This window comes from Larsenimonas rhizosphaerae (assembly GCF_023700005.1).
Taxonomy (GTDB): domain Bacteria; phylum Pseudomonadota; class Gammaproteobacteria; order Pseudomonadales; family Halomonadaceae; genus Larsenimonas; species Larsenimonas rhizosphaerae.
Map to the genome: position 1 here is coordinate 99,850 of NZ_JAMLJK010000004.1, position 22,961 is coordinate 122,810.

Genomic DNA, 22,961 nt, shown 5'->3' on the forward strand with positions numbered 1-22,961 from the left:
ATATTCCCCATGATGTGTATGGATCAGGCGGTTTTACCCGATGTGTCAACGTCGGAGACGCCCTTTCTGGATCAGACGGCGCACTGGCGTCACGCAGCGCGTATAGAGCGCCGCGTGGTGGCTCAGCTGCTGCAAACCCTGTTGTATGAACAGGTGCTTGCCTATGACGTGACCGAAAGGGCGGGCGCGCATCACTTTGAGGTGGCGCTTGCCGGGGGGCGAGTACTCACGGCTCTGGGCCGGGTGTGCCAGAGCTTTTCGCTGATTCGACTGGAAGCCGACAGCCTCAGGATCGAGTCTCCGGCGGAGCCGGCGGTGGCGCTCACACTGCCGACATTACTGAGCGAGGTGGATGCACTGACCGGGGCCCTGGCCGCCCAGCCGGGGTTTGTACGAGAGCTTGAGCAGACGCTGCTTCATGACCTGCAGTCGGCGGCGGCTTATACGCCACCGGTAGGTCCACCCACGGCGCTTGGTGCCGATGCGCTGGAGCAGTACTTTACGGACGCGCACAGTTATCATCCCTGCTACAAGTCTCGCATAGGGTTCACGCTGCAGGACAACGCGCGTTTCGGGCCGGAGTTTGGCCAGCCGCTGCAGGTGGTCTGGCTGGCGATACCGGCCTCGCGCGCCGTGGTCGGCCATACCGATGAAGTGAATCTGGACGCCCTGATGGCCGGACAGGCCGGGACTGCCGTGATGGCAGAGCGCGACGCCTTTTGTGATCGCCGTGGCCTGCGCCGTGATGAGGTGGTTCTGCTGCCGGTACATCCCTGGCAGTGGCGGGAGCAGGGCCTGCGTGCCCTGTACCCGGAACTGGCCCGTGATGAAGTCGCCTGCCTGGGCGCCGGTGCCAGCTGGTTTGTGCCCCAGCAATCGATCCGCACGCTATCGCCGACCACGCCCACCGAGCCCTGCCTTAAACTGGCCATGAGCCTGACCAACACCTCCAGCACCCGGTTGCTGGCGCGGCATACCGTCACCAATGCGCCCCGGATTACCGCCTGGCTTCAGGCGCTGGTCGCGCAGGATGAGGCCGCCCGCGCGATGGATTTTATTTTGCTGGGGGAAGTCGCCGGGGTCAGCCTGGATGAGCGCAGGGTCAGCGCCCTGCGTCATGACACGGTTTACGGAGCGCTTGGCGCGATCTGGCGAGACAATATCGCCACGCACCTGCGGTCGGGGGAGCAGGCGGTGCCGTTCAATGGGCTGAGTCAGTGTGGCCGTTCTCCGGACGGGATACCGGCGGCACCTTTCATTGATCCCTGGATCGCGCAGTATGGCCTCATGGCCTGGACCCGGGCATTGATCGAGGCAGCAGCAGCGCCGGTGCTGCACCTGCTGTTTGCCGAAGGCATCGGGCTTGAATCCCATGGGCAGAACATCGTTATCGTGCACCGGAATGGCTGGCCGGTGCGAGCGGCCCTGAAGGACTTCCATGATGGGGTACGCTTCAGTCCGGCCCATCTGGCTCATCCGCAGCAGGTCCCTGAGCTTGAGCCGGTGCCTGCCCGCCACGCCGCACTGAACCGCAATTCCTTCCTGATTACCGATGACCCGGCCGCGGTTCGAGACTACTCCTGCGATGCCTTTTTCTTCATCGCGCTGGCCGATATGGCCATTTTCCTGCAGCGGCATTACGGCCTGGACGAGTCCCGGTTCTGGCAGATGACGGCCGAGGTCATCATGGCGTATCAGCAGGCGCACCCGCAGCACCGTGAGCGATTCGAACGCTTTGACGTGTTCAATGCCGGGTATGACGTGGAGGCGCTGACCTGTCGCCGGTTGTTTGGCGATGACGAACCCCGTATCCGGCACGTACCCAATCCACTGACGGCGTTCCGGCCCGGGGAGCAGCGCAATGCTGAGTGAGAACCGTCTCAGGCAGGCCCTCAAGGCCGGCCGTAGCGTATTTGGCGTGCTGGCGTCGTTGCCCACGGCCGCGTCCATCGAGCTGATTGGCGACGCCGGCTTTGATTTTGTGGTGATTGATACCGAACACGTGCTGATTAACCCCGAAACCATTGAGCACATGATCCGCACGGCGGAGCGTTATCGCATGACGCCGCTGGTGCGTGTGCCGGATGCCGACCCCAAGCGCATGCTGCGGCTGCTGGATGGCGGGGCGCAGGGCATTGTCATCCCTCAGGTTGAATCGCCGGAAACGGTGCGCCAGGCGGTTCAGGCCTGCCGTTACGCCCCGGAAGGCAACCGCAGTCTGAATGCCGGGCGCCCGGGGGCCTTCGGGCGGGATGCCCTGTCGACGTACGTGGCGCATGCCAATCGCCACATCATGGTGGTGGCCATGATTGAAACCGTGGCGGGGGTGGCGGCCGCCCGGGATATTGCCGAGACCCCGGGGCTGGATCTGGTGCTGGAAGGCGCGGCTGATCTGTCCCAGTCGCTGGGTGTCAGCTGGGATACCAGCCATCCTCGTGTGCTGGCGGCGCTGGAACATACTGCCCGGACCTGTCTCGACAGCGGCGTACCCTACGCCGCCTTTCTGCGCCACGAGGATGCCGGTGCCTACTGGCGTGCGCGTGGCGTCACGACCTTCATGCTCGGCGATGAGCGCGGTATTGCCTTTCGCGCACTGCGCCGCGCCCTTGAACAAGCACATACCGATACAGGAGCTCGCTCATGACTGCATTTTCCACGTACGATGCCCCGACGACGGATGACCTTCATGCCGAGGCAGCCCGACGCCATCTGCTTCGCAGTCTGGTGGATGCACTGCTGGTCGAGGAGATGTTCAGCCATCTACCGGTGATCTGGTCAGACGCCGATGAGGCCTCCTTGTGGCTTGCCGGTCACTCGGCGATGTCCCTCTTGAGCGCAGACCCGGCGCGACGGCTTTGGCGCTGGACAGTGGCGACTACGCCCGAGGTAACGCTGTTCATGGTGCTGCAACCGGGGATTACCCAGGCCTGGGAGCTGGCCGACGGCAGCGGTGTCTGGTGTGTGCCTGCCCATGGCGCGGTGTCAGTGGAGGGTGCGTCCCTTGCCCCGGATGAGTTCATGCGCCAGGTGTGTGTGGGCCTTCATCCAGACGACCCTGACCCCACGGCGGGGGAGGCCGTGTTTTTAAATGCGCTGGCCACCAGTACCTGGCAACTGGCCCGCTCGCAGGCGCACTGTATTGATCATCAGGGCCTGCTCGACAAGCCGGCGTGGGCATTCTTTACCGTCATGGAGCAATGGGCCTCGCTGCTGGACCGACCTTATCACCCGACGGCCAAGGCCAAGGAAGGGCTCTCGGCGGAGGAGTATGTCGCCTGGGTGGCCGAGTTTGACCAGCCGGTGACTCTTGCCTGGGTGGCCGTCAGGCGCAGTGCGCTGATGACCGGCGCGAAGGTGGCCGCTGGCGATGCCCCGGCCACGTGGTTGATGACCGCTGCCGAACAGGCCGCGCTGGCGGCCGAGCTTCACCGCCTGGGCGTTGAGGAAAGCCACATGGCGCTGCCTGTACATCCCTGGCAGCAGCGGCACGCCTTGCCTCATTGGCTTGCCGAGGCTTTCGCCTGCGGTGACTGCCTGACGCTTGCGGTTACCTCGACGGACTGGAGGGCCAGCTCGTCACTCAGGTCACTGTTGCCCGGACGAGACAGTCGACACAGCGTCAAGCTGCCCATGGCGGTTAACTCACTGGGGGCGTCGCGCTACCTGCCGGCGGTCAAAATGATGAACGGCGATCTGAGCGCCGCCCTGTTGCATCAGGCCCAGGCACGCGATGCCCGGCTGGCGGAGGCACTGCACCTGTGCGAGGAGGGGCGATGGTGGGCCTTCATGCCCGAGGGTGCCTCGCTTTTTGATGAAGCGCCACGGCATTTATCCGCCATGGTCAGAAGTTATCCCGAGGCACTGGCCCGCGATCCGGCGTGCCGCCTGTTACCGATGGCCGCACTGGGAACGCCCTTGCCGGAGGGTGGCCATCACTTTCTGGATGACTGGCTGGCCTGGCGCCGGCTTGAGCCTTGTAAAGAGAACGTGGTGCAGCTGACCGGTGAGCTGGTCGGCGTGTTCTTCGAACTCACCCTGCGCCTGTTTCGGCTGGGCATGCTGCCGGAAGTGCATGGGCAAAATGCGGTGCTGGTATGGCGCGAGGGGCGGATCACCGGCATGGTGCTGCGTGACCATGATTCCCTGCGGATTGCTGTCCCGGCCCTGGAGGCCGCGGGCCTTGCCGATCCTGAGTACCGCATCAAGCCGGGGCACTCGAATACGCTTTACCACGATGACCTGGCGGGCCTGTTGTTCTGGTTGCAAACCCTGGCCATTCAAGTCAATGTGCGGGCTGTTGTTGATACTATTGCGTCTCATTTCGAGATGCCAGTGTCCACGCTCTGGCAGGAAGTGGCCAGGCAGTTACGCCGGCAGATACACGATATTCCCTTTACCGCGCCGGTGCGTGCGCTGTTGATCAAGCAGTTGTTCGACGCGCCGTACTGGCCGTTCAAGCATCTGGTCGGGCCGATCATGGTGCGTGCCGGCGGGCCGGGCAGCATGCCGTTTGGCACCGGCAGGGCCGTTAATCCGTTACAGCGCATCGCGTGATGCGCCTGACACTGGAGGATAAATGCAGCAGGCGGTATCGGGGATGACCCGGCGCAGTGGCGTGTCCCGGCGTGCTCTGCTGGGCATGGCCTGCATCTGGGCGGTAGCGCCTCAGGCCGTGCTGGCGGCGGCCGGGGCGCGCCCACGGCTGGTGACGCTGTTTCAGGGCGCCACGGATACTGCCGTGGCGCTGGGTGTCATGCCGGTCGGGGTGGTCGAGTCATGGCAGGACCCACCGGTGTATCCCTACCTTCGTGCTGCACTGTGTGATGCCACGCTGGTCGGGCTGGAAACCCAGCCCAGCCTTGAAGATATTGTCATGCTTCAACCCGACCTGATTGTGGCCTCCCGGTTTCGCCATGAAAAAATTGCGCCGCTGCTGACCCGGATCGCGCCGGTGATCATGCTGGAGGATGTCTATCGCTTTCATGACACGCTGGCGAGCATGGCCCGTGCCCTGGGGAAAAGGCCTGCCGCCGACTGGCTGGAAAGCCAGTACGCGGCGCGTATCGTGGCGCTCAGGGCACGCCTTGCCGTGACCCTGGCGCCGCACTGGCCGATGACCGTATCACTGATTGATGTACGTGCTGATCAGATCCGCAGCTACCTCCCGGCCAGTTTTGGCGGCGAGGTGTTATCGGCGCTTGGGTTTCGATGGAACGCAACCGCCCGTCAGGCGGGTGGTGTGATGCTCAAGCTGGGTGGTGTTGAAAGTGTGTCGGCCATTGATGCGTCACTTTTTTTCGTAATGCGCCACAGCAATTCGCCGGCCGTGACAGCTCATTATGAACGGTTGATTCATCACCCTCTGTGGCAACGCCTCGCCGCGCCGCGCCATGGTCAGGTGGTGCCGGTGGATACAGTCGCATGGAGCCTGTCCGGTGGCATGCTGGGGGTGTTTGCCATGCTTGATGACATCGAGCACTGGCTTGACCGGCGTGAGGTGCAGTCATGACGCGTCTTGTCATGATGCTGGTTCTGTTGCTGGCGAGTCTGTGGCTTAGCCTGATGGCGGGAGCGGTCTGGTACGGGCCGTCTACTGTCGGGCACGCGCTGTTGTCGGCGTCGCCTACCGATGTGCAGGGGCTGGTAATACGCACCACCCGTGTGCCGAGAACACTGGTGGCGCTGGTCGCCGGGGCCTGTCTGGCCGTGGCCGGCGGCGTCATGCAGACCCTGACCCGCAATCCACTGGCTTCGCCTGGGCTGTTGGGGGTCAATGCCGGAGCCCTGTTCGTGATGGTGATGCTGGTATCCCTCTGGCCTGGCGCGGGCGTTTCCCTGTGGTATGGCGGGGCCTTTGCCGGGGCGGCCCTGGCGGCCCTGTTGGTATGGGCCGTGGCCATGCGTGGACAGGCGTCCGGGGGGCCGCTCAAGCTGGTGCTGGCCGGTGCTGCCATCACGGCGCTGTTTACCTCGTTCAGCCAGGCCATGCTGGTGATCGATCAGCAAGGCCTGGATACCGTCCTGTTCTGGCTGGCAGGGTCAGTGGCCGGGCGTCCGCTGGCGGAGGTTACCCCGTTGATGGGGGTGGCGCTGGTTGCACTGTTTGCCTGCCGGCCTCTGGCGCGAAGCATGAATGTACTGGCCGCGGGCGAGGCGATTGCTCGTGGCGTCGGCGTCGGTGTGGCGCGGCTGCAGCTGTTGATGGTGGTGCTGGTGATCCTGCTGGCCGGTTCCTCGGTGGCGATGGCCGGCAATATTGCCTTTGTGGGGTTGATCGTGCCGCATATTGCCCGACGGCTACTGCCGGTAGACCATCGTATCTGGCTGGCAGGGTGTGCTCTGATGGGGGCCACGCTGCTCCTGCTGGCTGATGTGATCGGGCGCACCGTGATACTCCCGCGGGAAATACCGATTGGTGTCATGACTGCGCTGATCGGCGCCCCCCTGTTTATTACGCTGGTACGCCGACAGGGAGGTGGACATGGCCGAGCGTGACCTGACCCGAACGCCGGGATTTTCACGGCAGTGGTGCCGTGAGGGCAGCGGCCGTGTTGGTCTGGCGCTGCTGGTCGTGGTGTCAGTGGTGCTGGTGTCATTGTCACTGGGCAAGGTGGTATTAACGCCTGCGGCACTGTGGGCGGCATGGGGAGCCCCGTCCACCCCGGCCGGCATGATTGTCACCGAGCTTCGTCTGCCACGCATCGTGCTGGCGGCGTTGGTGGGGGGAGCGCTTGGTTTGTCCGGCTGGCTGTTGCAGCAAGTGATGCGTAATCCTCTGGCTTCGCCGGATATCATTGGCGTAACCAGTGGGGCCAGTGCCGCGGCCGTCGGGTATATGGCGTTGCTGGGGGCAGGTTCTGGCATGCAGTGGTTGCCGGTCGCGGCGGTCGCCGGGGCCATTGCGACGGCGCTGGGTATTTATCGGCTGGCATGGCAGGGCGGCGTGACGCCGATCCGGCTCGTGCTGATGGGGATCGGGGCCTCTGCAACGCTTGGCGCGCTGACGATGCTGGCACTGGTGCTCAGTCCACTGACCACGACGCTGTCGGCGTATGTCTGGTTGACCGGTAGTGTCTATGGTGCCCACTGGGGCACGGTGCGCACGCTGGCCGGCTGCTGCGCGCTGCTTCTGATGGTGCTGGTGCCGCTGATGCGTCATGTACCGTTGGCGCCTTTGAATGACGCATTGGCAACGGGCCTTGGGGTGCGGGTACAGCGCCTCCGGGCCATGGTGCTGGCCCTGGCGGCGACGCTTGCCGGGGTGGCCATTGCCTGGGGAGGGGCATTTGCCTTTGTCGGGCTGGTAGCGCCTCATCTGGCGCGGCTTGTCTGCCGGCGACCGGGGCTTTCCCAGGGGGTACTGGCAGTATTGATCGGCAGCACGCTGGTCATGCTGGCCGATTTGCTGGGGCGCACCCTGTTTTTACCGCTGGACTTGCCGGCGGGGATTTTCGTGGCCGCCATTGGCGCGCCGTTTTTTCTGGGCCTTTTGTTGCGTGAGGTGCGCTAGATCATTATGGCGACCGTCTCTGCTCGTGCGCTGACGCTTGGCTACCAGCATCAGCGTATTCTGGATGAACTGGATGTGGTCTTGCCGGAAAGGCAGATATCCGTGCTGGTCGGCAGCAACGGCTGCGGCAAGAGCACACTGTTGAAGGCGCTGGCGCGCCTGTTGTCGCCCTGGTCCGGGGAGGTGTGTCTGAACGGTGTCGATATCCAGACCCGCCCGACCCGTGAGGTGGCGCGTTTGTTGTCGCTGCTTCCCCAGCATCCGGTCGCGCCGGAGGGCATGACCGTACGACAGCTGGTCAGCCTGGGTCGCTATCCTCATCAGAGCTGGATCAATCAGTGGTCCCGTGAGGACGCTCGGCAGGTAGAGCGTGCCCTGACGCGTACCGGGCTGGTGGATATGGCCGAACGTGGTGTGGACTCACTGTCAGGCGGGCAGCGCCAGCGCGCCTGGATCGCCATGGCGGTTGCCCAGGATACCCCCTTGATGCTGCTGGACGAGCCGACCTCCTTTCTGGATTTGACTCATCAGATGGAGGTGCTGGATCTGTTACGTGACCTTAACCGGCAGGAGGGCAAGACCGTGGTCATGGTGCTGCATGACCTCAATCTGGCCTGTCGTTACGCTGACCACATGGTCGCGGTATGCCGTGGCCGTGTGCATATTCAGGGGACGCCGTCCGAGGTCGTCACCCGTGAGCAGGTCAAGGAAGTGTTCGGGCTGTCATGCCGGATCATCCAGGATCCTTTCTTCCATACGCCCCTGTGTATTCCCTTTGGCCGGGATGCGCCGCCATGACGGTGTTGCACGGTGAGGTTGATACGGCGTTTCTGACCGGTCCGTTGCGCTTGATGCCTGCCACACAGGCCGGGCCTCAGACCTGTACGGTGGATGCCTTCCTTGACCGTGACTACTGCGCTGAGATGCTGGATTGGCTTGGGCCTGTGATCGGCTCGCCCCGGCGACGCATCACGGCCTCCTTGCTGGCCAAGCGGTGGGCATTTTTGCTGACCGGGGCTGGCCTTTATGCGTTGTCGGCCTGTGATCGCGGACTCGATGTGTCGCGGGACAACTGCCTGCTGGATCTCTCTCATGATGGCCAGTGCTGGGTGTCCTCCCTGCTGCTTCAAGATACGGCGCTGTACGACTGGCCCGACCAGGCGCGGCCGTCCGCCCGTGAGCAGCTTGTGCATCGGCTCTTTGCCGGAGTAATGCAGCCGCTGTGGCAGGTGCTCACCGAGGTCAGTGGCGTGCCGCCGAGGATGCTGTGGGAGAACACGGCCGTTCGCGTGTACTCCCTCTATGAGCGGCGAATGAAGACCTTGCCCTCTGCTCGGGCGCAGGCAAGGCGTGACGCTGATTTCGAGTTTCTCCTGTCGGCCTCGCCGGCTGTATTTGGTCTGCCCTATAACCCGCTGGCGTATTTCCTTGGTGAGCGAACGCCGCTTGAGGCGGGTGGTTCGGTGCGTTTTCGCAAGACCTGCTGTCTTTATTTCAAGGCCACCTGCCCGCCGGAATACTGTGATGCCTGCCCTTTGTTAAAGCCCCGGAGAGATCGACATGGCCTATGACCTTGCCCCGCGAAGCGACGGGCTTTCCCTGTCGGAGCGAGCAGCCTGGCAAGTGCTGGCGGCGTCTACGCTGGGGCACGTTACGCATGACGGCTATCTGGCTGAGGTTCGGCCACTGGGACGGCGCACCCGAATCTGCGGCAACGCCCTGACCGTGGAGGTCAATAATCAGGACAGCCGGATCCTGCGCGAGGCATTGATCATGGCCCGCGCCGGTGATGTGCTGGTCGTGCTGGATCATGACCGGGGGCAGGGGCTGGCCTGTTGGGGTGAATTGCGAACCCTGGCCGGGCTTGTGAAGGGGCTGGCCGGGGTGGTGATTTTCGGCTCGGTGACGGACGTGGCGGCGTTGCGTACGCTTGACCTGCCGATATTTCATCAGGGCATCAGTGCCTTGACCATCCATTCCGAGCGCCCATGGGGCCGTCTGAATCAGGTGCTTGAACTACAGGGCCGGCGCATTGCACCTGGGGATCTGATCTTCGGTGACGAGGATGGCGTCTTTGCCTTGCCCCCGGGCCGGGCACGGGCGCTGCTTCCCGACGTGCAGGCCCGAGAAGCCGAGGATGCCCGTCGCCGCCAGGAGCTGATGCGTCGGTTTGGCGAAGACGGGGCGCCGGATCGGCCGGGCAATCTAGCGCGTGAGGACGACGTCGGGGCCGCGCAGGACGTTGATCAGCACCATCAGTGACAGCATGACGACGCAGCTGCCATACACGTAGACCACCGGTTCGAACCCCACGTACTGAATGGCCACCCCCGCGATCAGAGCGGGCAGGCTGGCTGACAGATAACTTGCCACATAAAATGCGGCCATTAATGATGACCGATCTTCCGGGGGGGCCAGCGGCATGACCGCGCGCATCGATCCCATGAACCCCGTACCAAAACCGACGCCAGCCACGGTAATGCCAGCCAGCAGCAACCAGGTGGCGTGCAGGTAAACGCTGGCCAGTACGATCACCATACCTGTCGGCAGCAGGGTGCTGGCGACGCGAAGGATCCGGTCGGTCGGCAGCCCCCGCAGCCGCCATACACTCAGGGAGCCGGTCGCGGTCAGCAGGAAAATGACCAGCCCGCCGAGCATGGCGCTATCGTTGCCAGTGATGACCTGCACGAGGTGGGGGCCGAGAGACAAACTGAACCCGCCCAGGGTCCAGGACGCAATATTGGCTGGAATCACTCGGAGGAAGGTTGCACGTACCTCGGCAGGAACATGCGCCCGGGGGCGCATCGAGCGCAGCGCTCCCGGGCGTGGCACTACATATTCCCGCCGATGACGAAGCCCCGCTATCTGCCAGGCAAACAGACCGATCATGACGATAAATACCAGCCGCAGCGGGTAAGGGGCGGTATCTGCCAGAATACTGGAGCCCAATGCCCCCAGCCCGGTGCCGAACAATGGCCCGGCGCTGGCCAGTACCGGGCCGCGCAGATGATCACTTTCGATGATGGCGGCCCCCAGGGCGCTGGTCACCAGACCAGTAGCAATGCCCTGCAGGGCGCGGGCCAGCAGCAGGGTATCAAGCCCCTGTGCCCCCCAGAAACAGGCCATTGCCAGCACCTCCAGTATCAACCCGCCCAGCACGATCGGCCGTCGCCCCAGGTGGTCCGACAGGGCTCCGGTTACCAGAAGCGTCAGCAGCAGGGTAAACAGATAAGTGGCAAAGACGAGCGTGAGCATGGCTGTCGAGAAGTGCCACTGATGCTGATACAGCGGGTACAGGGGCGTAGGGACGCTGGAGGCGGCCACGAATGCGACCAGTACCAGGGTATAGAACATCAACTGACGAGGATCAGGCGTATCCCATGAATGGGTCGCACTCGGAGCGGTCATGGAGAACGTCCTTAAGGCTGACTTTTTGCGTTAGAATGCCGCCAGTGTAAGCCATTACGGGTTTAAAGCAATTATTTTGCGTTAGGAGGGGCGGCATGCGCACCACTACAGCAGTGCGACCCGGTGGGCGTAGCGCCCGGGTCCAGCAGGCAGTGCATGACGCTGTCAGGCAACTGGCCGATGAAGTCGAACGCGATCAGCTGACCATACCCCTGATTGCCGAGCGCGCTGGCGTTACACCGTCCACCGTCTATCGTCGCTGGGGCAGCCTCAAGGAATTGATGGCTCACGTGGCTGCCGAGCGTTTGAAGCCCGAGGCAGAGCCGCAGGATACGGGGTCGCTGGCCGGGGACCTGCTGGCCTGGGCAGGGGAGTTCATGGAGGACATGGTGTCCCTGCCGGGACAGCAGGTGCTGGCAGATGCGCTCGGCAGTACGGATGCAGCGCTCAAGGGCCGCTGCCGGCAGTGGCAGTGTGATCAGGTGTCGCTGTTTCTGGCCCGTGCCCATGCCCGGGGAGAAATCGTCTCCTGCGATATCGACACCCTGCTGGATCTGATCATGGGGCCCCTGACCTATCGGTTGAGTTACGCACCCGATACGGTGTCCGAGTCATGGCTCAGGCGCTGTATTGCGCGGGCTCTGGGGAGCATGTGAGTCGCTGCCACGGACTGGTTCGATCCTCGTGGAGGATGCGATAGGTGAACTGTATCGTTAGCATGCTAAGTTTATATTGGGGTTTTGTTAGTATGCTAGGTAAATTGGTGCCCAGAGAAAGACATCACCTGATTACTGGAGTATCCAATGAACGTACGCCACCTTGTCGCGGCCCTGAGCCTTTCCATACTACCGATGGCAGCACATGCCAGTGCCATTACCGATCATGCCGGTCGAATTCACAGCGAGCCGTTGAGCACCCGCACCGCGCCTGCCTTCGAGTCAGTGGGGTATGCACCCATTCATGACATTCGCGGTACCAGTATCAGCATGGCCAGAACCCAGGCCTACCTGTCGCACGGTGTGCTCGATACGTCCCTGCCCGCCATGACCACCGATACGCCGGATGTGGGCCATCGCGCCGACTGGTAAGCCATGGTGTCAATACGCACGCCCCGCGCAGTGAAGCTGCCCGGGGCGTTTTGAGTGTCGGGGGCCTGTCATGGTCCGGCTGCGCGCAATCGCTCCGTCAGTTTCCGGAACTCTTCCTTGATCTGCTGATTCTTGAAGGTGGTGGTGGCCGGAATCTGCAGGTTGGACAGGGCCAGGAAGGTCTTCTGGCCTTCCCGAATCAGGCCGGATACCTGTGAGCTCAGGTTGACGGTGCGGTAGGTATTAACGGCCACCTGTGCCTCCTGCTGACTTCGTGCCAGTGACTGACGCACCCTGTCACGCTGCTGACTCACCAGACGGGTATACAGGGCGATGGCCTGGCGGGTCAGCTGGTTGGCCTCGATGTTGCCGGAAAGACTTGAGCGGTTGCCGCCCTGCTGAATCAGGGTCCGTGCCTGGGCAATATTGGCCTGGGCCTGGCGGTCAAACTCGGTCAGTACCGGCAGAATGTCCTGGTCCACATGATCGATGAACTGCTGCTGCATTCTCACTACCAGCTTGTGCAGGATCATGACCATGCCGTAATAGCGCCTGGCATAGGAAAGGTCTTCTCCGCTGTCTTCGGTCAACCGGGCCAGCTGGCCGGTAACGGCCTTGATGCTGGCAAAGACCGCACTCATCGACAGCACGTCATCACCCACGGCGGAGGAGAGCCAGGTATCGACTTCGGCAGCGGACAGGGTGACGCCAATGCTGTTCAGGGCCTCAGCCATCTGCTGCTCGATGGTGTCCATATCCTGTTGCCAGGCGCTGATATTGTCCTGACGCGCCTTGATCAAGAGCTCGTAGTCACCGCGAGTCGAGGCGGTAAATGTCTTGAGCATGTCGGTCGGGGTATAGCGGGTCAGCGTCGACACCTCGGTATCCGGCGCGGTCAGCCGTTTCTCCTTCAGCTCGGCAATGCGGGTGCGCTCGTCGGCAATGTGGTCTTCGAGCGCCCGGTACTGACGGCGCATGTCGACCAGCGTGGGCACGTCCAGGGTCTCCATGGCTTCGTCGATCAGCCTGTTCATGTCCGAGGTGGCCGAGGCCTGGTCACGGGCAAACCACTTGTCCCTTGGAAGGGTGCCGATCTCGTCAAAGTATGCCACTGCGTCCTTGAGCTGGCTGAATGCCTTGTCGCGATCAAAGAACGTGTCGGTATCGGCGTGAGCGATAGTGGTGAAACACGCCAGCACCAGGCCGGCCAACAGCGATTTATACATAAGCCCTCGATGTAAACAGGGTAGGCCGCCCGACGGGCAGTCGGCGCATCATACGTGAGCCGCGAAGGGTGAACCATGCCTCGGCAGCTGTCAGCGTGATACATCGGCCAGCGGATACGCCAGCCCGAACAGGCGACCATAGCGAATATTGATATAGGCATGTTCACGCATCAGCATTTCGGCCCGGCTGCCTTCCCCGCCTCGCAGCGCCTGCACGATCAGTACGTGATGCTGCTGGGCCACTACCAGTTTCTGGTATTCCCGTTCGAGGTGGTCGCTGTCTACCAGCAATGAATCCGACGAGGCGAACGGCAGGTGATTGTTGCGGGCCAAGGCATCGGCAATGACATCACTTTGGGTCGCCCGCACGATCAGCCCGTGAAAGCGGGAGTTGACCCTGGCCCAGGTAGCAACGTCATCATGATTCAGATGGCCATTGGCCAGAACGGCCTGGCCGTCATCCAGACACTGCTCCAGAGCCGTCAGTACCTGGGGGGAAATACCCTGTTCGGCCAGTCGCCGGGCGGCAAGCCCTTCCAGCACGCTACGCACTTCAATTGCGCACACAATATCCTGCTCGGTGAAGTGACGTACCTTGAAGCCGCGGCTTTTGACGCGTACCAGCAATCCTTCCTGCTCCAGAGTGCGAAAGGCCAGTCTGACCGGCGTGCGCGATACACCCAGTTCTTCGGCGACCTGCAGCTCGGCAATTCGTTCATCCGGGGGGTAATGACCCTCGCTGATCAATTTTCGCAGTCGAGCCACCACGCTTGAGTTGTCGCTCATGTCGTTCCTTTTCAGTGAGTTGCCGTTTACAGAATCAATGTGCCAATTATGGATCCAACCAAAGCATATATTGCCTTCAAAAGTGGTTATGGCGTGTACTTTGGATCCAATAAGAAAATAACTACCTGATACCGACCCCTGAGGAGTATGTCCATGTTCCCCCGAAATGCATGGTATGTCGCCTGTCTGCCCGATGATATCGAGTCCGGCCCGCTGGGCCGTACCATCTGCAATGAACGGATTGTCTTCTTCCGTGGTGAAGGCGGCAAAGTTGCTGCTGTGGAAGATTTTTGCCCCCACCGCGGTGCGCCGCTGTCGCTGGGATTTGTCCGTGACGGCGTACTGGTGTGTGGCTATCACGGCCTGGAAATGGGCTGTAATGGGCAGTGCAGCGACATGCCCGGGCAGCGGGTTCGGGGCTTTCCGGCCATCAAGGCCTATCCGGTCGAGGAGCGTTACGGGTTTATCTGGGTCTGGCCCGGTGACAGCGCCGCCGCAGACGCTTCGCTGATCCCGACCCTTGAGTGGGCGGACAATCCGGACTGGGCCTATGGCGGAGGCATGTATCACATCCAGTGTGGCGCTGAACTGATGATCGACAACCTGATGGATCTGACCCATGAGACCTACGTCCATGCCTCAAGTATCGGTCAGCCTGAAATCGAGGAGGCCGCTCCTGAAACCGTGGTCAACGGCGATGAAGTCATTACGCGTCGCACCATGGAAGGCATCATGGCGCCGCCGTTCTGGCAGGCTGCGCTGGAAGGCAACAATCTGGCCTCCGATGTGCCGGTGGACCGCTGGCAGATCTGTCGCTTTTCGCCGCCGACCCATGTGCTGATCGAGGTCGGTGTGGCCCATGCCGGCCACGGCGGGTATGACGCCCCGCCCGAGTACAAGGCGTCCAGCATAGTGGTGGATTTCATCACTCCGGAAACCGACACCTCACACTGGTACTTCTGGGGCATGGCCCGTAACTTCAATCCGACCGACCAGGCGCTGACCGATCGCATTCGAGAAGGGCAGGGAAAGATCTTCAGCGAAGATCTGGAGATGCTCGAATCCCAGCAGCGCAACCTGCTGCACTGGCCTGACCGTAATCTGCTCAAGCTCAATATCGACAGTGGCGGAGTTCAGGCGCGTCGTGTGATCGAGCGCTTCATCAAGGAAGAAACCGCAGCGGCCAAAGGTCCCGCGGCATGAGGGAGCATGGCCACCAGCATTCGTCGGGAGATCTGTCATGAACGATACGTCACTGTCCCTGTTTGTGCGCGTCGAAAGAAAGTGGCGCGCTTCCGAAACCGTTGCCGGGTTTATCCTGGCGGATCCACATGGCCGGCCCCTGCCGGCCTTCAGTGCCGGCGCGCATATCGATGTGCGTGTCGGAGAGGGGCTGATTCGCCAGTATTCCCTGTGCAATACCGACACGGACCGGGACCAGTACCGCATTGCCGTGCTGCGTGAGCCATCGTCGCGTGGAGGATCCATCGGGATGCACGATACGCTGGAGGAGGGGGACCTGATCCAGATCAGTGCTCCCAAAAACCATTTTCCGCTGGAACCCGCCAGGCGTACGGTGCTGATGGCCGGCGGTATCGGCATTACACCACTGCTGTGCATGGCGGAACGTCTGGCCGGCTCGGACGCGGAGTTCGAACTGCACTACTGCGGCCGCACGCGACAGGCCATGGCCTTTCTGGAGGACATTACCCAGGCCGCGTGGGCCGACAGGGCGCACGTGTATATCGATGATGAGGGGACGCAGCTGTCGGTTGGCGAGGTGGCCGGGCCCCCTGATCCGGACACACATCTGTATGTGTGTGGCCCGGCCGGATTCATTGATCACGTGCTGTCGACCTGCCGAGCCGCCGGCTGGTCATCGGATCAGTTGCATACCGAGTATTTTGCCGGAGCGGCACCTTCTGCAGGCGATAGCGAGAGTTTCGAGGTTCAGGTTGCCAGCAGCGGTACGCGCTTTACCGTACCGTCGGATAAAACGGTGTATGAGGTGCTTCGCGATAATGGTATCGAGATCATGGTGTCCTGTGAGCAGGGCGTATGTGGTACCTGCATGACACGAGTACTGGAGGGAACGCCCGACCACCGGGATCTGTACATGGATGATGCGGAACATGCCGCCAACGATCAATTCACGCCCTGCTGCTCACGCTCGCTGACGCCGACACTGGTGCTTGATCTCTGACAGGATGCCCTCGGCAGCGCGACCGAGGGGCGATACCGCACGCAAGTTCTATTCCTGCCAGACTCTGGCCAGCAGGGCCTTGAGGGTCTGGCGTTCGGTGCTGTCCAGGGCACTGAACCGGTCTTCCTCGTGCTCACGCGCCAGCGTGAGTGCTTCCTCAAGGGTTGTCACTGCGGTGTCGGTCAGGTGCAGGTGCGTGACGCGCCGGTCCTTCTCATCGTCCCTTCTTTCGATCCAGCCCCGCGCTTCCAGTTCGCCCAGAAGGGTGGCGGTATTGGCGCTTTTCAGCCCGAGCCGGCGGGTAATGTCGCTGGAAGTCAGTCCGGGCGCCTCGCGTAGCAGGCAAAGAATGCTGAAGGTCACCGGGCGCAGCCCCAGCGGCTTGAGCGTATCCACCAGGTGAGACGTGACAAGGGTACTCGTGCGCCGCAAATGGTAGCCGATCAGGCTGTTCAGTGTCGTTCCCTGCATGGTCGTGTCCTTGGGAGATCATTCAGTTGTTGTCTGCGGCTAAAGAATAACGCGTTGGCATTGACGGTGCAGTGTTTAATATCGCATAAATAGCTATATGAAATAGTTAATTCCGCAATGGCGATGCCCTCTGGAGATGAAGATGCAAAACGAGCTTGTAACCTGTGACATCAAGGACCGCGTGGCCTGGGTTCGCTTCAACCGGCCTGAAAAGCGCAACGCCATGAGCCCGGCCCTGAACCGGGAAATGATGGAGGTACTGGATGAGCTTGAATTCAATGATGACGTAGGGGTTCTGGTACTGGGCGGAGAGGGCAGTGCCTGGACGGCAGGAATGGATCTGAAGGAATACTTTCGTGAAACGGAGCGTGAGGGCCTCAAGGGGGTACGGCGCTCCCAGCGGGAATCCTACGGGTGGTGGCGCCGGCTGCGCTGGTATCAAAAACCGACCATCGCCATGGTCAATGGCTGGTGCTTTGGTGGCGGTTACGGGCCGCTTTTCTCCTGTGATCTGGCCTTTGCCGCGGATGAGGCGCAGTTTGCCCTGTCCGAAATCAACTGGGGCATCCTGCCCGGGGGGGGCGCGACCAAGGTCGTGGTGGATCTCCTGTCGATGCGTGACGCCATGTACCACGCCATGACCGGTGAACTGATCGACGGCAAAAAGGCGGCCGAATGGAAGCTGGTCAATGAAAGTGTGCCTCTTGATCAGCTGGAAACCCGGGTGGCCGAGGTGGCCGCAACGCTGCTCGAGAAGAACCCGGTGGCCCTCAAGGCGACCAAGGATGCCGTGCGCCGCGTGGCTGACATGACCTACGACAACGCCGAGGATTATCTGGTGCGGGCGCAGGAAGCAGCCAATTTCTTTGATGGTGAAGGGCGGAAGGAAGGCATTCGTCAGTTCATCGATGAGAAAAGCTACAAGCCGGGACTGGGTGCCTACGACAAGTCCCGTCAGAAATAGCCCGCAGCCGGGGATGTCCCCGGCTCCTTCCCGCCACGGTGAGGCAGGTAGCATGTCAGAGTTCATGATGTCCGACCCGGTCCGGATGCACGGCCAGGGTCGTCCGCAACAACCAGCCTGTACGGATATGGCCACCGGACAGCACTGGTCCTGGAAAGAGTGGGATAACCGCATTCAACAGGCGATGACGGTACTGGTTGACGACCATGGCATTCGTGCCGGCGACCGTGTGGCCTTTGTTGCTCGTAACAGCGCCGATCTGCTGACGCTGCTGCTGGCACTGGAACGCATGGCCGCGGTAGGTGTACCACTGAATCATCGGCTGTCGCCGGCCGAAATCGGACAGATTCTGGCTGACTGCACGCCTCGGCTGGTCATTACGGATATTGCCCGCCCCCTGGCATGTGGCGCCGATGCAGGCTGGACGGAACGGCCCATGGAGGTGCTGCGCGAGGCCATGGATCGTGCCGCGCCGGCCCGGAACAGGCCGATGCCGCCGGGGGAGACGCTGGCGATGCTGGTGTATACCTCCGGCACCTCCGGGCGGCCCAAGGGCGTCGAGATTACCCGCAACAACATTTATGCCAATGCCATGAACTTTGCGGTGCTGGGCGAGACCTCCAGCAGCAGTGTGTCCCTGTGCGATGCCCCGATGTTTCATGTCATCGGTCTGATTCCCTGCCTGCGTTCGCCAATGCTGTTCGGTGGACAGGTGATCATTTCCCATCTGTTTGATCCAGCCCGGACCAATGACTGGTTGAGTGATCCGGCGCTCGGCGTAACGCATTACTTCTGCGTACCACAAATGGCCATCCAGCTGCGTCGCCAGGATAATTTCGAGCCGGATCGCTGGCGTACGCTGAAAGGGCTATTCACTGGCGGCGCGCCCTGTCCGGCAGAGGATATTCGCTGGTGGCTGACCCGGGGCATCATGATGTCCAATGGTGTGGGCATGACGGAAACCGGCACCATCATGCACGTGCCGCTTGATCCGGAGCGGATCTGGACGCAGGCCGGGTCGGCCGGGCTGCCCGGGCCGCTGATGTCGGTGGCCATCGTGGACACCCGCGGAGAGGCGCTGCCGGATGGCGAGATCGGTGAAATACTGGTGCGGGGCCCGGGGGTCACACGTGCGTACTGGAAGCAGCCGGAAGTGACGGCAGCGGCCTTTACGCCAGAGGGCTGGTTTCGCACCGGGGATATAGGCTACCGCAATGAAGAGGGTTTCATTACCCTGTCCGGGCGCATCAAGGAAATGTATATCAGCGGTGGCGAGAATGTCTTCCCGGCCGAGGTCGAGGCGGTGCTGCTGGCCCATGAGTCGGTTCAGGATGCGGCGGTGGTGGGGATGCCAGATGAGCGCTGGGGTGAAACAGGCCATGCTCACATCATTCTTCATGCCGGTGTCGATATGCAGGAAAGCGAACCGGCGCTGCGCAGTCACTGTCAGGCACATCTGGCACGCTACAAGGTGCCTTCGCGATTTTCCTTTACCCGAAGTCTGCCCCGCACCGCCTCCGGCAAACTGCTTCGCTACCAGTTGCGCGAGGAGGATGACGCGGAGGATACCCCCCGCGACGATGATTGACAGGCCTTTCCTGGACCAAAGCGCTAGAGCTGCCTTATAGCGCGCCTCCCCCCCTGATGTGCCATTGTTGATACTGGCAGGCTGCCTTTACGATGAAGGCGCCTGCTGTCAGCATCCTGCCGCCCTGGCAGGTTGCACGAAAAATAAAAGCGACCGACGCGTTTCCGGACACGTACGGTGGCTGGGCAGGGGATGTCATGGAAACGTTGAACTCCGATGCGAAACACGGACGTTACGATGTTGTCATCATAGGAGGCGGAGCAGGAGGGATTTCTGTCGCCGCCAGCCTGTTGAAGCGTCGTTCTTCCCTTGATATTGCAATTATCGAGCCGTCTGAAACCCACTACTATCAGCCAGGCTGGACGCTGGTGGGGGCCGGCATCATCGATGTGGAGCGCACCCAGCGTGCCATGGAAGATGTCATGCCGAAGAAGGTTACCTGGTACCGGCAAAAGGCGCGCAGCGTCGCACCACGACGCGGGTGGGTGATTCTGGCCAGTGGCATGCGGCTTCATTATCGCTGCCTGGTGGTGGCGGTTGGCATGGTGATGAACTGGAAAGGGGTCGAAGGCCTCGAAGAGACACTGGGCGATCATGGCGTTACCTCCAACTATCGCCCCGGGCTTGCAGCCTATACCTGCTCGCTGATCACCTCCATGAATCAGGGGCGGGCCCTGTTTACCCAGCCGACGAGCACCATCAAGTGCGCGGGCGCTCCTCAGAAAGCCATGTACATGGCCTGCTCCAACTGGCTGTCCCGGGGTGTATCAAGCGGCATTGATGTGCACTTTCACAGCGGGCAGTCAGTGCTCTACGGGGTGTGCGAATTTGTGCCGGCCCTTGAAGGTTATATTCAGCATTACGATATCAATAACCACCTCAGTGATGCCCTGGTCGCCGTGGATGGCCCCTGCCAACGGGCATGGTTTCGCACGCAGACCAGTACCGGGGACCGGGAATATGATGTGCCCTTCGACATGCTGCACGTTGTGCCTCCCCACAGCCCTCCGTGGCTGATTCAGGATTCGGGCCTTGCCGACGCACATGGCTGGCTGGATGTGATGCCGGAAACCCTGCAGCATCGTTTTTTCGATACCATCTTCGGCATCGGTGACATCTGCAATACCGACAATGCCAAAACCGCGGCGGCCGTCAGGCATCAGGCCCCGGTAGTGGCTGAAAACGTGCTGTCCCGCTTGAAGGAACGACCGCTGAGCGCCTTCTACCACGGCTATGGCGCCTGCCCGCTGATGGTGGAGCATGGCCGTGCGATGCTGGCGGAATTCGACTACAACCGAAAACCGGTACCGGCCTTTCCTGCCTGGCTTGTCAACGGGAAACGCGCCAGCCGCCGCGCCTGGTATATCAAGGTGCACGTGCTGCCCTGGCTTTACTGGAATGGCATGCTGAAGGGGCACGAGTGGCTGGTGCAGCCGGAAGGGGAGCCATTGCTTCGTCACGACATGCCCTGAATCCGGCAGGTGCCCCCGCTGGCTGGCAGCGAGGGCAGGTGACTCAGGTACGTCGGCCATGGCGAACGGTCATTGCCAGCAGCACAATGGACAGCACGCATGCCCCCAGAAGCAGCATGAAGCCGCCATCCCAGCCGTAGGCATCCACGGTATAACCCACCATGGCACTGGCCGCGACAGACCCACCCAGATACCCGAACAGGCCCGTAAACCCGGCCGCCGTGCCGGCAGCCTTCTTCGGCACCAGTTCAAGGGCGTGCAGCCCGATCAGCATGACCGGACCGTAGATCAAAAAGCCGATCGCGATCAGGCAGAACATATCCATAATGGCGTGGCCTGGCGGTGTCAGCCAGTAAAGGGCGGTAAACACCGTGACCAGTATCATGAAGAAAATCCCGGTGGCAGCCCGATTCCCCTTGAACAGCTTGTCCGACATCCAGCCGCACAGCAGGGTACCAGGAATGCCGGCCCACTCGTAAAGAAAATAGGCCCAGGATGACTTGTCGACCGTGAAGTGCTTCACCTCCTGCAGGTAGGTCGGTGCCCAGTCCAGGATGCCATACCGCAGCAGATAGACAAAGACATTGGCCAGCGCGATGTACCACAGCAGGCGATTGTTCAGGATATGCTTGACGAAAATATCGCGGGTCGAAAATTCCCGCTCATGGGATTCGTCGTACCCGTCGGGGTAATCGTTCTTGTACTGCTCGATCGGCGGCAGGCCGCAGGTCTGTGGCGTATCACGCATGGTCAGAAAGGCGAACACCGCCACGCCCAGTGCCACCATGGCCGGCATGTAAAAGGCCGAGTGCCAGTCGTTGTACCAGGCCATGCCAAGGATGAACAGCGGGCCGATCAAACCGCCCCCGACGTTATGGGCGATGTTCCAGGTCGATACGATGCGTCCGCGTTCATGCTGCGACCACCAGTGAACCATGGTGCGCCCGCAGGGCGGCCAGCCCATGCCCTGCACCCAGCCATTGAGAAACAGCAGGACAAACATGATGGCGATACTGGAGGTTGCCCAGTCGGTAAATCCGAACAGCAGCATGATCACGGCCGACAGTATCAGACCGGTCGGCAGGAAGATGCGTGGATTGCAGCGGTCGGACACGGCCCCCATCAGGAACTTGGAGACGCCATAGGCAATGGACACCCCTGCAAGGGCCACCCCGAGGTCGCCTCGGGAATAGCCCTCTTCCACCAGATGCGGGATCGCCAGGGTGAAATTCTTGCGAACCAGGTAATACCCGGCATAGCCAAAAAAGATACCGGCAAAAATCTGCCATCGCAGACGACGATAGACCGGGTCTATCCTGTCTTCAGGCAGACGAGGGGCTGCTGCCCCGGATTTGAAAAATGACAGCACAGACACCTCGGTGGGCAGATGGTTCGTCAACGTGGGGAGGCCTGGCGTTTTCGATTTCGAACACGGCAGGTGTCATTAAAATGTCATATTCGAGCAATGTGCGCTGCTGCACTTTCGTATGTACTGTACAAGCGAACATTAATGACGCATTGGCAGGTCTGATCGGAGAAGAGACATGATCAAGGTTCACCATCTTGAAAACTCGCGTTCCCAACGCGTGTTGTGGCTACTGGAAGAGCTGGAGCTCGATTACGAGCTGGTGGTTTATCAACGGGATCCCGTGACCATGCGTGCCCCTGATACGCTCAGGCAGGTTCACCCGCTCGGCAAGTCACCGATCGTTGAAGACGGAGATAACATCATCGCCGAATCAGGTCCGATCATCGAGTATCTGACGGAACGTTATGACACCGGCCACACCCTGACGCCGGCCCCGGGGACAAGCGCCTTTCGCGATTGCCGTTACTGGCTGCACTACGCCGAAGGCTCGGCCATGCCGCCGCTGGTCATGACACTGATCTTTTCCCGCCTGGATAAAAAGCCGGTACCGCTGATACTGCGCCCGGCCGGGAAAATGCTGGCGGATGGCATCACGCGGACCTATCTGAAGCCGGATATTCAGAACCACCTGGATTTCTGGGAAAGAAGTCTGGCCACGACCGGTTATTTTGCGGGTAACCGCTTGAGTGTGGCGGATATTCAGATGAGCTTTCCGGTCCTGGCGGCAGCGTCGCGAATCGGTATCAGCGGGCGCCCGGCATTATCGCAATGGATTACCTGGCTGCGTAGCCGGCCGGCCTGGCAGCGCGCCGTCGAAAAGGGTGGCCCCTTCGCCTACTGAAGGGGCCTTCAGGGTGGAACCGTTTGCGGTTGGCG

General features: G+C 61.6%; 22 protein-coding genes. 17 read left to right on the forward strand and 5 right to left on the reverse strand.

The annotated features are described in order from the left end of the window. Positions 1-9 precede the first annotated feature (9 nt). The 9 genes from NAT21_RS13745 to NAT21_RS13785 are packed head-to-tail and all read left to right on the forward strand — an operon-like array spanning position 10 to position 9,772. Entirely contained in the window at positions 10-1,872 is a 1,863-nt protein-coding gene (locus NAT21_RS13745; protein ID WP_250939293.1) for an IucA/IucC family protein, read from the forward strand. After that, the gene (locus tag NAT21_RS13750) at positions 1,862-2,644 is read left to right on the forward strand and encodes an HpcH/HpaI aldolase family protein (RefSeq protein WP_250939295.1); all 783 of its coding nucleotides are present in this window, start codon (positions 1,862-1,864) and stop codon (positions 2,642-2,644) included. Before NAT21_RS13745 ends, NAT21_RS13750 begins: the two co-directional genes overlap by 11 nt. Further along, entirely contained in the window at positions 2,641-4,554 is a 1,914-nt protein-coding gene (locus tag NAT21_RS13755) for an IucA/IucC family protein (RefSeq protein ID WP_250939297.1), read from the forward strand. Before NAT21_RS13750 ends, NAT21_RS13755 begins: the two co-directional genes overlap by 4 nt. Positions 4,555-4,576: 22 nt before the next feature. Continuing rightward, entirely contained in the window at positions 4,577-5,509 is a 933-nt protein-coding gene (locus NAT21_RS13760) for an ABC transporter substrate-binding protein (RefSeq protein WP_250939299.1), read from the forward strand. Continuing rightward, positions 5,506-6,495 (forward strand): FecCD family ABC transporter permease, encoded by a 990-nt coding sequence (locus NAT21_RS13765; RefSeq protein ID WP_250939301.1) that lies wholly within the window; start codon positions 5,506-5,508, stop codon positions 6,493-6,495. The genes NAT21_RS13760 and NAT21_RS13765 overlap by 4 nt, the downstream gene beginning before the upstream one ends. Beyond that, entirely contained in the window at positions 6,482-7,510 is a 1,029-nt protein-coding gene (locus NAT21_RS13770; protein WP_250939302.1) for a FecCD family ABC transporter permease, read from the forward strand. Before NAT21_RS13765 ends, NAT21_RS13770 begins: the two co-directional genes overlap by 14 nt. 6 nt (positions 7,511-7,516) lie before the next feature. Further along, positions 7,517-8,308, forward strand: a complete 792-nt coding sequence (locus NAT21_RS13775) for an ABC transporter ATP-binding protein (RefSeq protein ID WP_250939303.1) — start codon at positions 7,517-7,519, stop codon at positions 8,306-8,308. Then, a complete protein-coding gene (locus tag NAT21_RS13780) occupies positions 8,305-9,081 on the forward strand; it encodes an IucA/IucC family C-terminal-domain containing protein (RefSeq protein WP_250939304.1) in 777 nt (258 codons plus the stop codon). Before NAT21_RS13775 ends, NAT21_RS13780 begins: the two co-directional genes overlap by 4 nt. Then, a complete protein-coding gene (locus NAT21_RS13785) occupies positions 9,071-9,772 on the forward strand; it encodes an RraA family protein (RefSeq protein WP_250939305.1) in 702 nt (233 codons plus the stop codon). The genes NAT21_RS13780 and NAT21_RS13785 overlap by 11 nt, the downstream gene beginning before the upstream one ends. On the opposite strand, the gene NAT21_RS13790 is transcribed toward NAT21_RS13785, so the two are convergent. After that, positions 9,716-10,918, reverse strand: a complete 1,203-nt coding sequence (locus NAT21_RS13790; protein WP_250939306.1) for an MFS transporter — start codon at positions 10,916-10,918, stop codon at positions 9,716-9,718. The two genes, NAT21_RS13785 and NAT21_RS13790, sit on opposite strands and share 57 nt — an antisense overlap. 95 nt (positions 10,919-11,013) lie before the next feature. Here NAT21_RS13790 and NAT21_RS13795 point away from each other — a divergent pair, with 95 nt between their 5' ends. Together NAT21_RS13795 and NAT21_RS13800 are read left to right on the forward strand one after the other, a co-directional pair. Then, positions 11,014-11,574: a TetR/AcrR family transcriptional regulator gene (locus NAT21_RS13795; RefSeq protein WP_250939307.1), complete on the forward strand. Its 561-nt coding sequence runs from the start codon at positions 11,014-11,016 to the stop codon at positions 11,572-11,574. 147 nt (positions 11,575-11,721) lie between these two features. Then, complete coding sequence (locus tag NAT21_RS13800) at positions 11,722-12,006, forward strand: hypothetical protein (RefSeq protein WP_250939308.1); 285 nt, start codon at positions 11,722-11,724, stop codon at positions 12,004-12,006. A 68-nt stretch (positions 12,007-12,074) separates the two neighbouring features. On the opposite strand, the gene NAT21_RS13805 is transcribed toward NAT21_RS13800, so the two are convergent. After that, complete coding sequence (locus NAT21_RS13805; RefSeq protein WP_250939309.1) at positions 12,075-13,232, reverse strand: hypothetical protein; 1,158 nt, start codon at positions 13,230-13,232, stop codon at positions 12,075-12,077. A gap of 90 nt (positions 13,233-13,322) precedes the next feature. After that, positions 13,323-14,018, reverse strand: coding sequence for a GntR family transcriptional regulator (locus tag NAT21_RS13810; protein WP_250939310.1), 696 nt, complete (start codon positions 14,016-14,018; stop codon positions 13,323-13,325). Positions 14,019-14,171: 153 nt separating this feature from the next. On the opposite strand from NAT21_RS13810, the gene NAT21_RS13815 reads away from it, so the two are divergent. Both NAT21_RS13815 and NAT21_RS13820 read left to right on the forward strand, forming a co-directional pair. After that, complete coding sequence (locus tag NAT21_RS13815) at positions 14,172-15,221, forward strand: aromatic ring-hydroxylating dioxygenase subunit alpha (RefSeq protein WP_250939313.1); 1,050 nt, start codon at positions 14,172-14,174, stop codon at positions 15,219-15,221. A 37-nt stretch (positions 15,222-15,258) separates the two neighbouring features. Continuing rightward, positions 15,259-16,221 carry a PDR/VanB family oxidoreductase gene (locus NAT21_RS13820; RefSeq protein WP_250939315.1) on the forward strand — a complete coding sequence of 321 codons (963 nt, stop codon included), beginning with the start codon at positions 15,259-15,261 and terminating at the stop codon, positions 16,219-16,221. Between the two features lie 48 nt (positions 16,222-16,269). Here NAT21_RS13820 and NAT21_RS13825 read toward each other — a convergent pair whose 3' ends face one another. Continuing rightward, positions 16,270-16,692, reverse strand: coding sequence for a MarR family winged helix-turn-helix transcriptional regulator (locus tag NAT21_RS13825; RefSeq protein WP_250939317.1), 423 nt, complete (start codon positions 16,690-16,692; stop codon positions 16,270-16,272). 142 nt (positions 16,693-16,834) lie between these two features. Here NAT21_RS13825 and NAT21_RS13830 point away from each other — a divergent pair, with 142 nt between their 5' ends. The 3 genes from NAT21_RS13830 (at position 16,835) to NAT21_RS13840 (ending at position 20,716) form a co-directional block, all read left to right on the forward strand. Next, a complete protein-coding gene (locus NAT21_RS13830; protein ID WP_250939319.1) occupies positions 16,835-17,656 on the forward strand; it encodes a p-hydroxycinnamoyl CoA hydratase/lyase in 822 nt (273 codons plus the stop codon). A gap of 52 nt (positions 17,657-17,708) precedes the next feature. Further along, positions 17,709-19,244: an AMP-binding protein gene (locus tag NAT21_RS13835; RefSeq protein ID WP_250939321.1), complete on the forward strand. Its 1,536-nt coding sequence runs from the start codon at positions 17,709-17,711 to the stop codon at positions 19,242-19,244. Between the two features lie 197 nt (positions 19,245-19,441). Next, a complete protein-coding gene (locus NAT21_RS13840) occupies positions 19,442-20,716 on the forward strand; it encodes an NAD(P)/FAD-dependent oxidoreductase (RefSeq protein ID WP_250939322.1) in 1,275 nt (424 codons plus the stop codon). A 43-nt stretch (positions 20,717-20,759) separates the two neighbouring features. On the opposite strand, the gene glpT is transcribed toward NAT21_RS13840, so the two are convergent. Beyond that, a complete protein-coding gene (gene glpT, locus NAT21_RS13845; protein WP_250939324.1) occupies positions 20,760-22,085 on the reverse strand; it encodes a glycerol-3-phosphate transporter in 1,326 nt (441 codons plus the stop codon). A gap of 175 nt (positions 22,086-22,260) precedes the next feature. On the opposite strand from glpT, the gene NAT21_RS13850 reads away from it, so the two are divergent. Then, positions 22,261-22,926, forward strand: coding sequence for a glutathione S-transferase (locus NAT21_RS13850; RefSeq protein ID WP_250939325.1), 666 nt, complete (start codon positions 22,261-22,263; stop codon positions 22,924-22,926). Positions 22,927-22,961 lie beyond the last annotated feature (35 nt).

Coding starts and splice junctions, on each gene's coding strand:
- NAT21_RS13745 (WP_250939293.1), top strand. CDS start 10: ATGATGTGTATGGATCAGGCGGTTTTACCCGATGTGTCAACGTCGGAG.
- NAT21_RS13750 (WP_250939295.1), top strand. CDS start 1,862: ATGCTGAGTGAGAACCGTCTCAGGCAGGCCCTCAAGGCCGGCCGTAGC.
- NAT21_RS13755 (WP_250939297.1), top strand. CDS start 2,641: ATGACTGCATTTTCCACGTACGATGCCCCGACGACGGATGACCTTCAT.
- NAT21_RS13760 (WP_250939299.1), top strand. CDS start 4,577: ATGCAGCAGGCGGTATCGGGGATGACCCGGCGCAGTGGCGTGTCCCGG.
- NAT21_RS13765 (WP_250939301.1), top strand. CDS start 5,506: ATGACGCGTCTTGTCATGATGCTGGTTCTGTTGCTGGCGAGTCTGTGG.
- NAT21_RS13770 (WP_250939302.1), top strand. CDS start 6,482: ATGGCCGAGCGTGACCTGACCCGAACGCCGGGATTTTCACGGCAGTGG.
- NAT21_RS13775 (WP_250939303.1), top strand. CDS start 7,517: ATGGCGACCGTCTCTGCTCGTGCGCTGACGCTTGGCTACCAGCATCAG.
- NAT21_RS13780 (WP_250939304.1), top strand. CDS start 8,305: ATGACGGTGTTGCACGGTGAGGTTGATACGGCGTTTCTGACCGGTCCG.
- NAT21_RS13785 (WP_250939305.1), top strand. CDS start 9,071: ATGGCCTATGACCTTGCCCCGCGAAGCGACGGGCTTTCCCTGTCGGAG.
- NAT21_RS13790 (WP_250939306.1), bottom strand. CDS start 10,918: ATGACCGCTCCGAGTGCGACCCATTCATGGGATACGCCTGATCCTCGT.
- NAT21_RS13795 (WP_250939307.1), top strand. CDS start 11,014: ATGCGCACCACTACAGCAGTGCGACCCGGTGGGCGTAGCGCCCGGGTC.
- NAT21_RS13800 (WP_250939308.1), top strand. CDS start 11,722: ATGAACGTACGCCACCTTGTCGCGGCCCTGAGCCTTTCCATACTACCG.
- NAT21_RS13805 (WP_250939309.1), bottom strand. CDS start 13,232: ATGTATAAATCGCTGTTGGCCGGCCTGGTGCTGGCGTGTTTCACCACT.
- NAT21_RS13810 (WP_250939310.1), bottom strand. CDS start 14,018: ATGAGCGACAACTCAAGCGTGGTGGCTCGACTGCGAAAATTGATCAGC.
- NAT21_RS13815 (WP_250939313.1), top strand. CDS start 14,172: ATGTTCCCCCGAAATGCATGGTATGTCGCCTGTCTGCCCGATGATATC.
- NAT21_RS13820 (WP_250939315.1), top strand. CDS start 15,259: ATGAACGATACGTCACTGTCCCTGTTTGTGCGCGTCGAAAGAAAGTGG.
- NAT21_RS13825 (WP_250939317.1), bottom strand. CDS start 16,692: ATGCAGGGAACGACACTGAACAGCCTGATCGGCTACCATTTGCGGCGC.
- NAT21_RS13830 (WP_250939319.1), top strand. CDS start 16,835: ATGCAAAACGAGCTTGTAACCTGTGACATCAAGGACCGCGTGGCCTGG.
- NAT21_RS13835 (WP_250939321.1), top strand. CDS start 17,709: ATGTCAGAGTTCATGATGTCCGACCCGGTCCGGATGCACGGCCAGGGT.
- NAT21_RS13840 (WP_250939322.1), top strand. CDS start 19,442: ATGGAAACGTTGAACTCCGATGCGAAACACGGACGTTACGATGTTGTC.
- NAT21_RS13850 (WP_250939325.1), top strand. CDS start 22,261: ATGATCAAGGTTCACCATCTTGAAAACTCGCGTTCCCAACGCGTGTTG.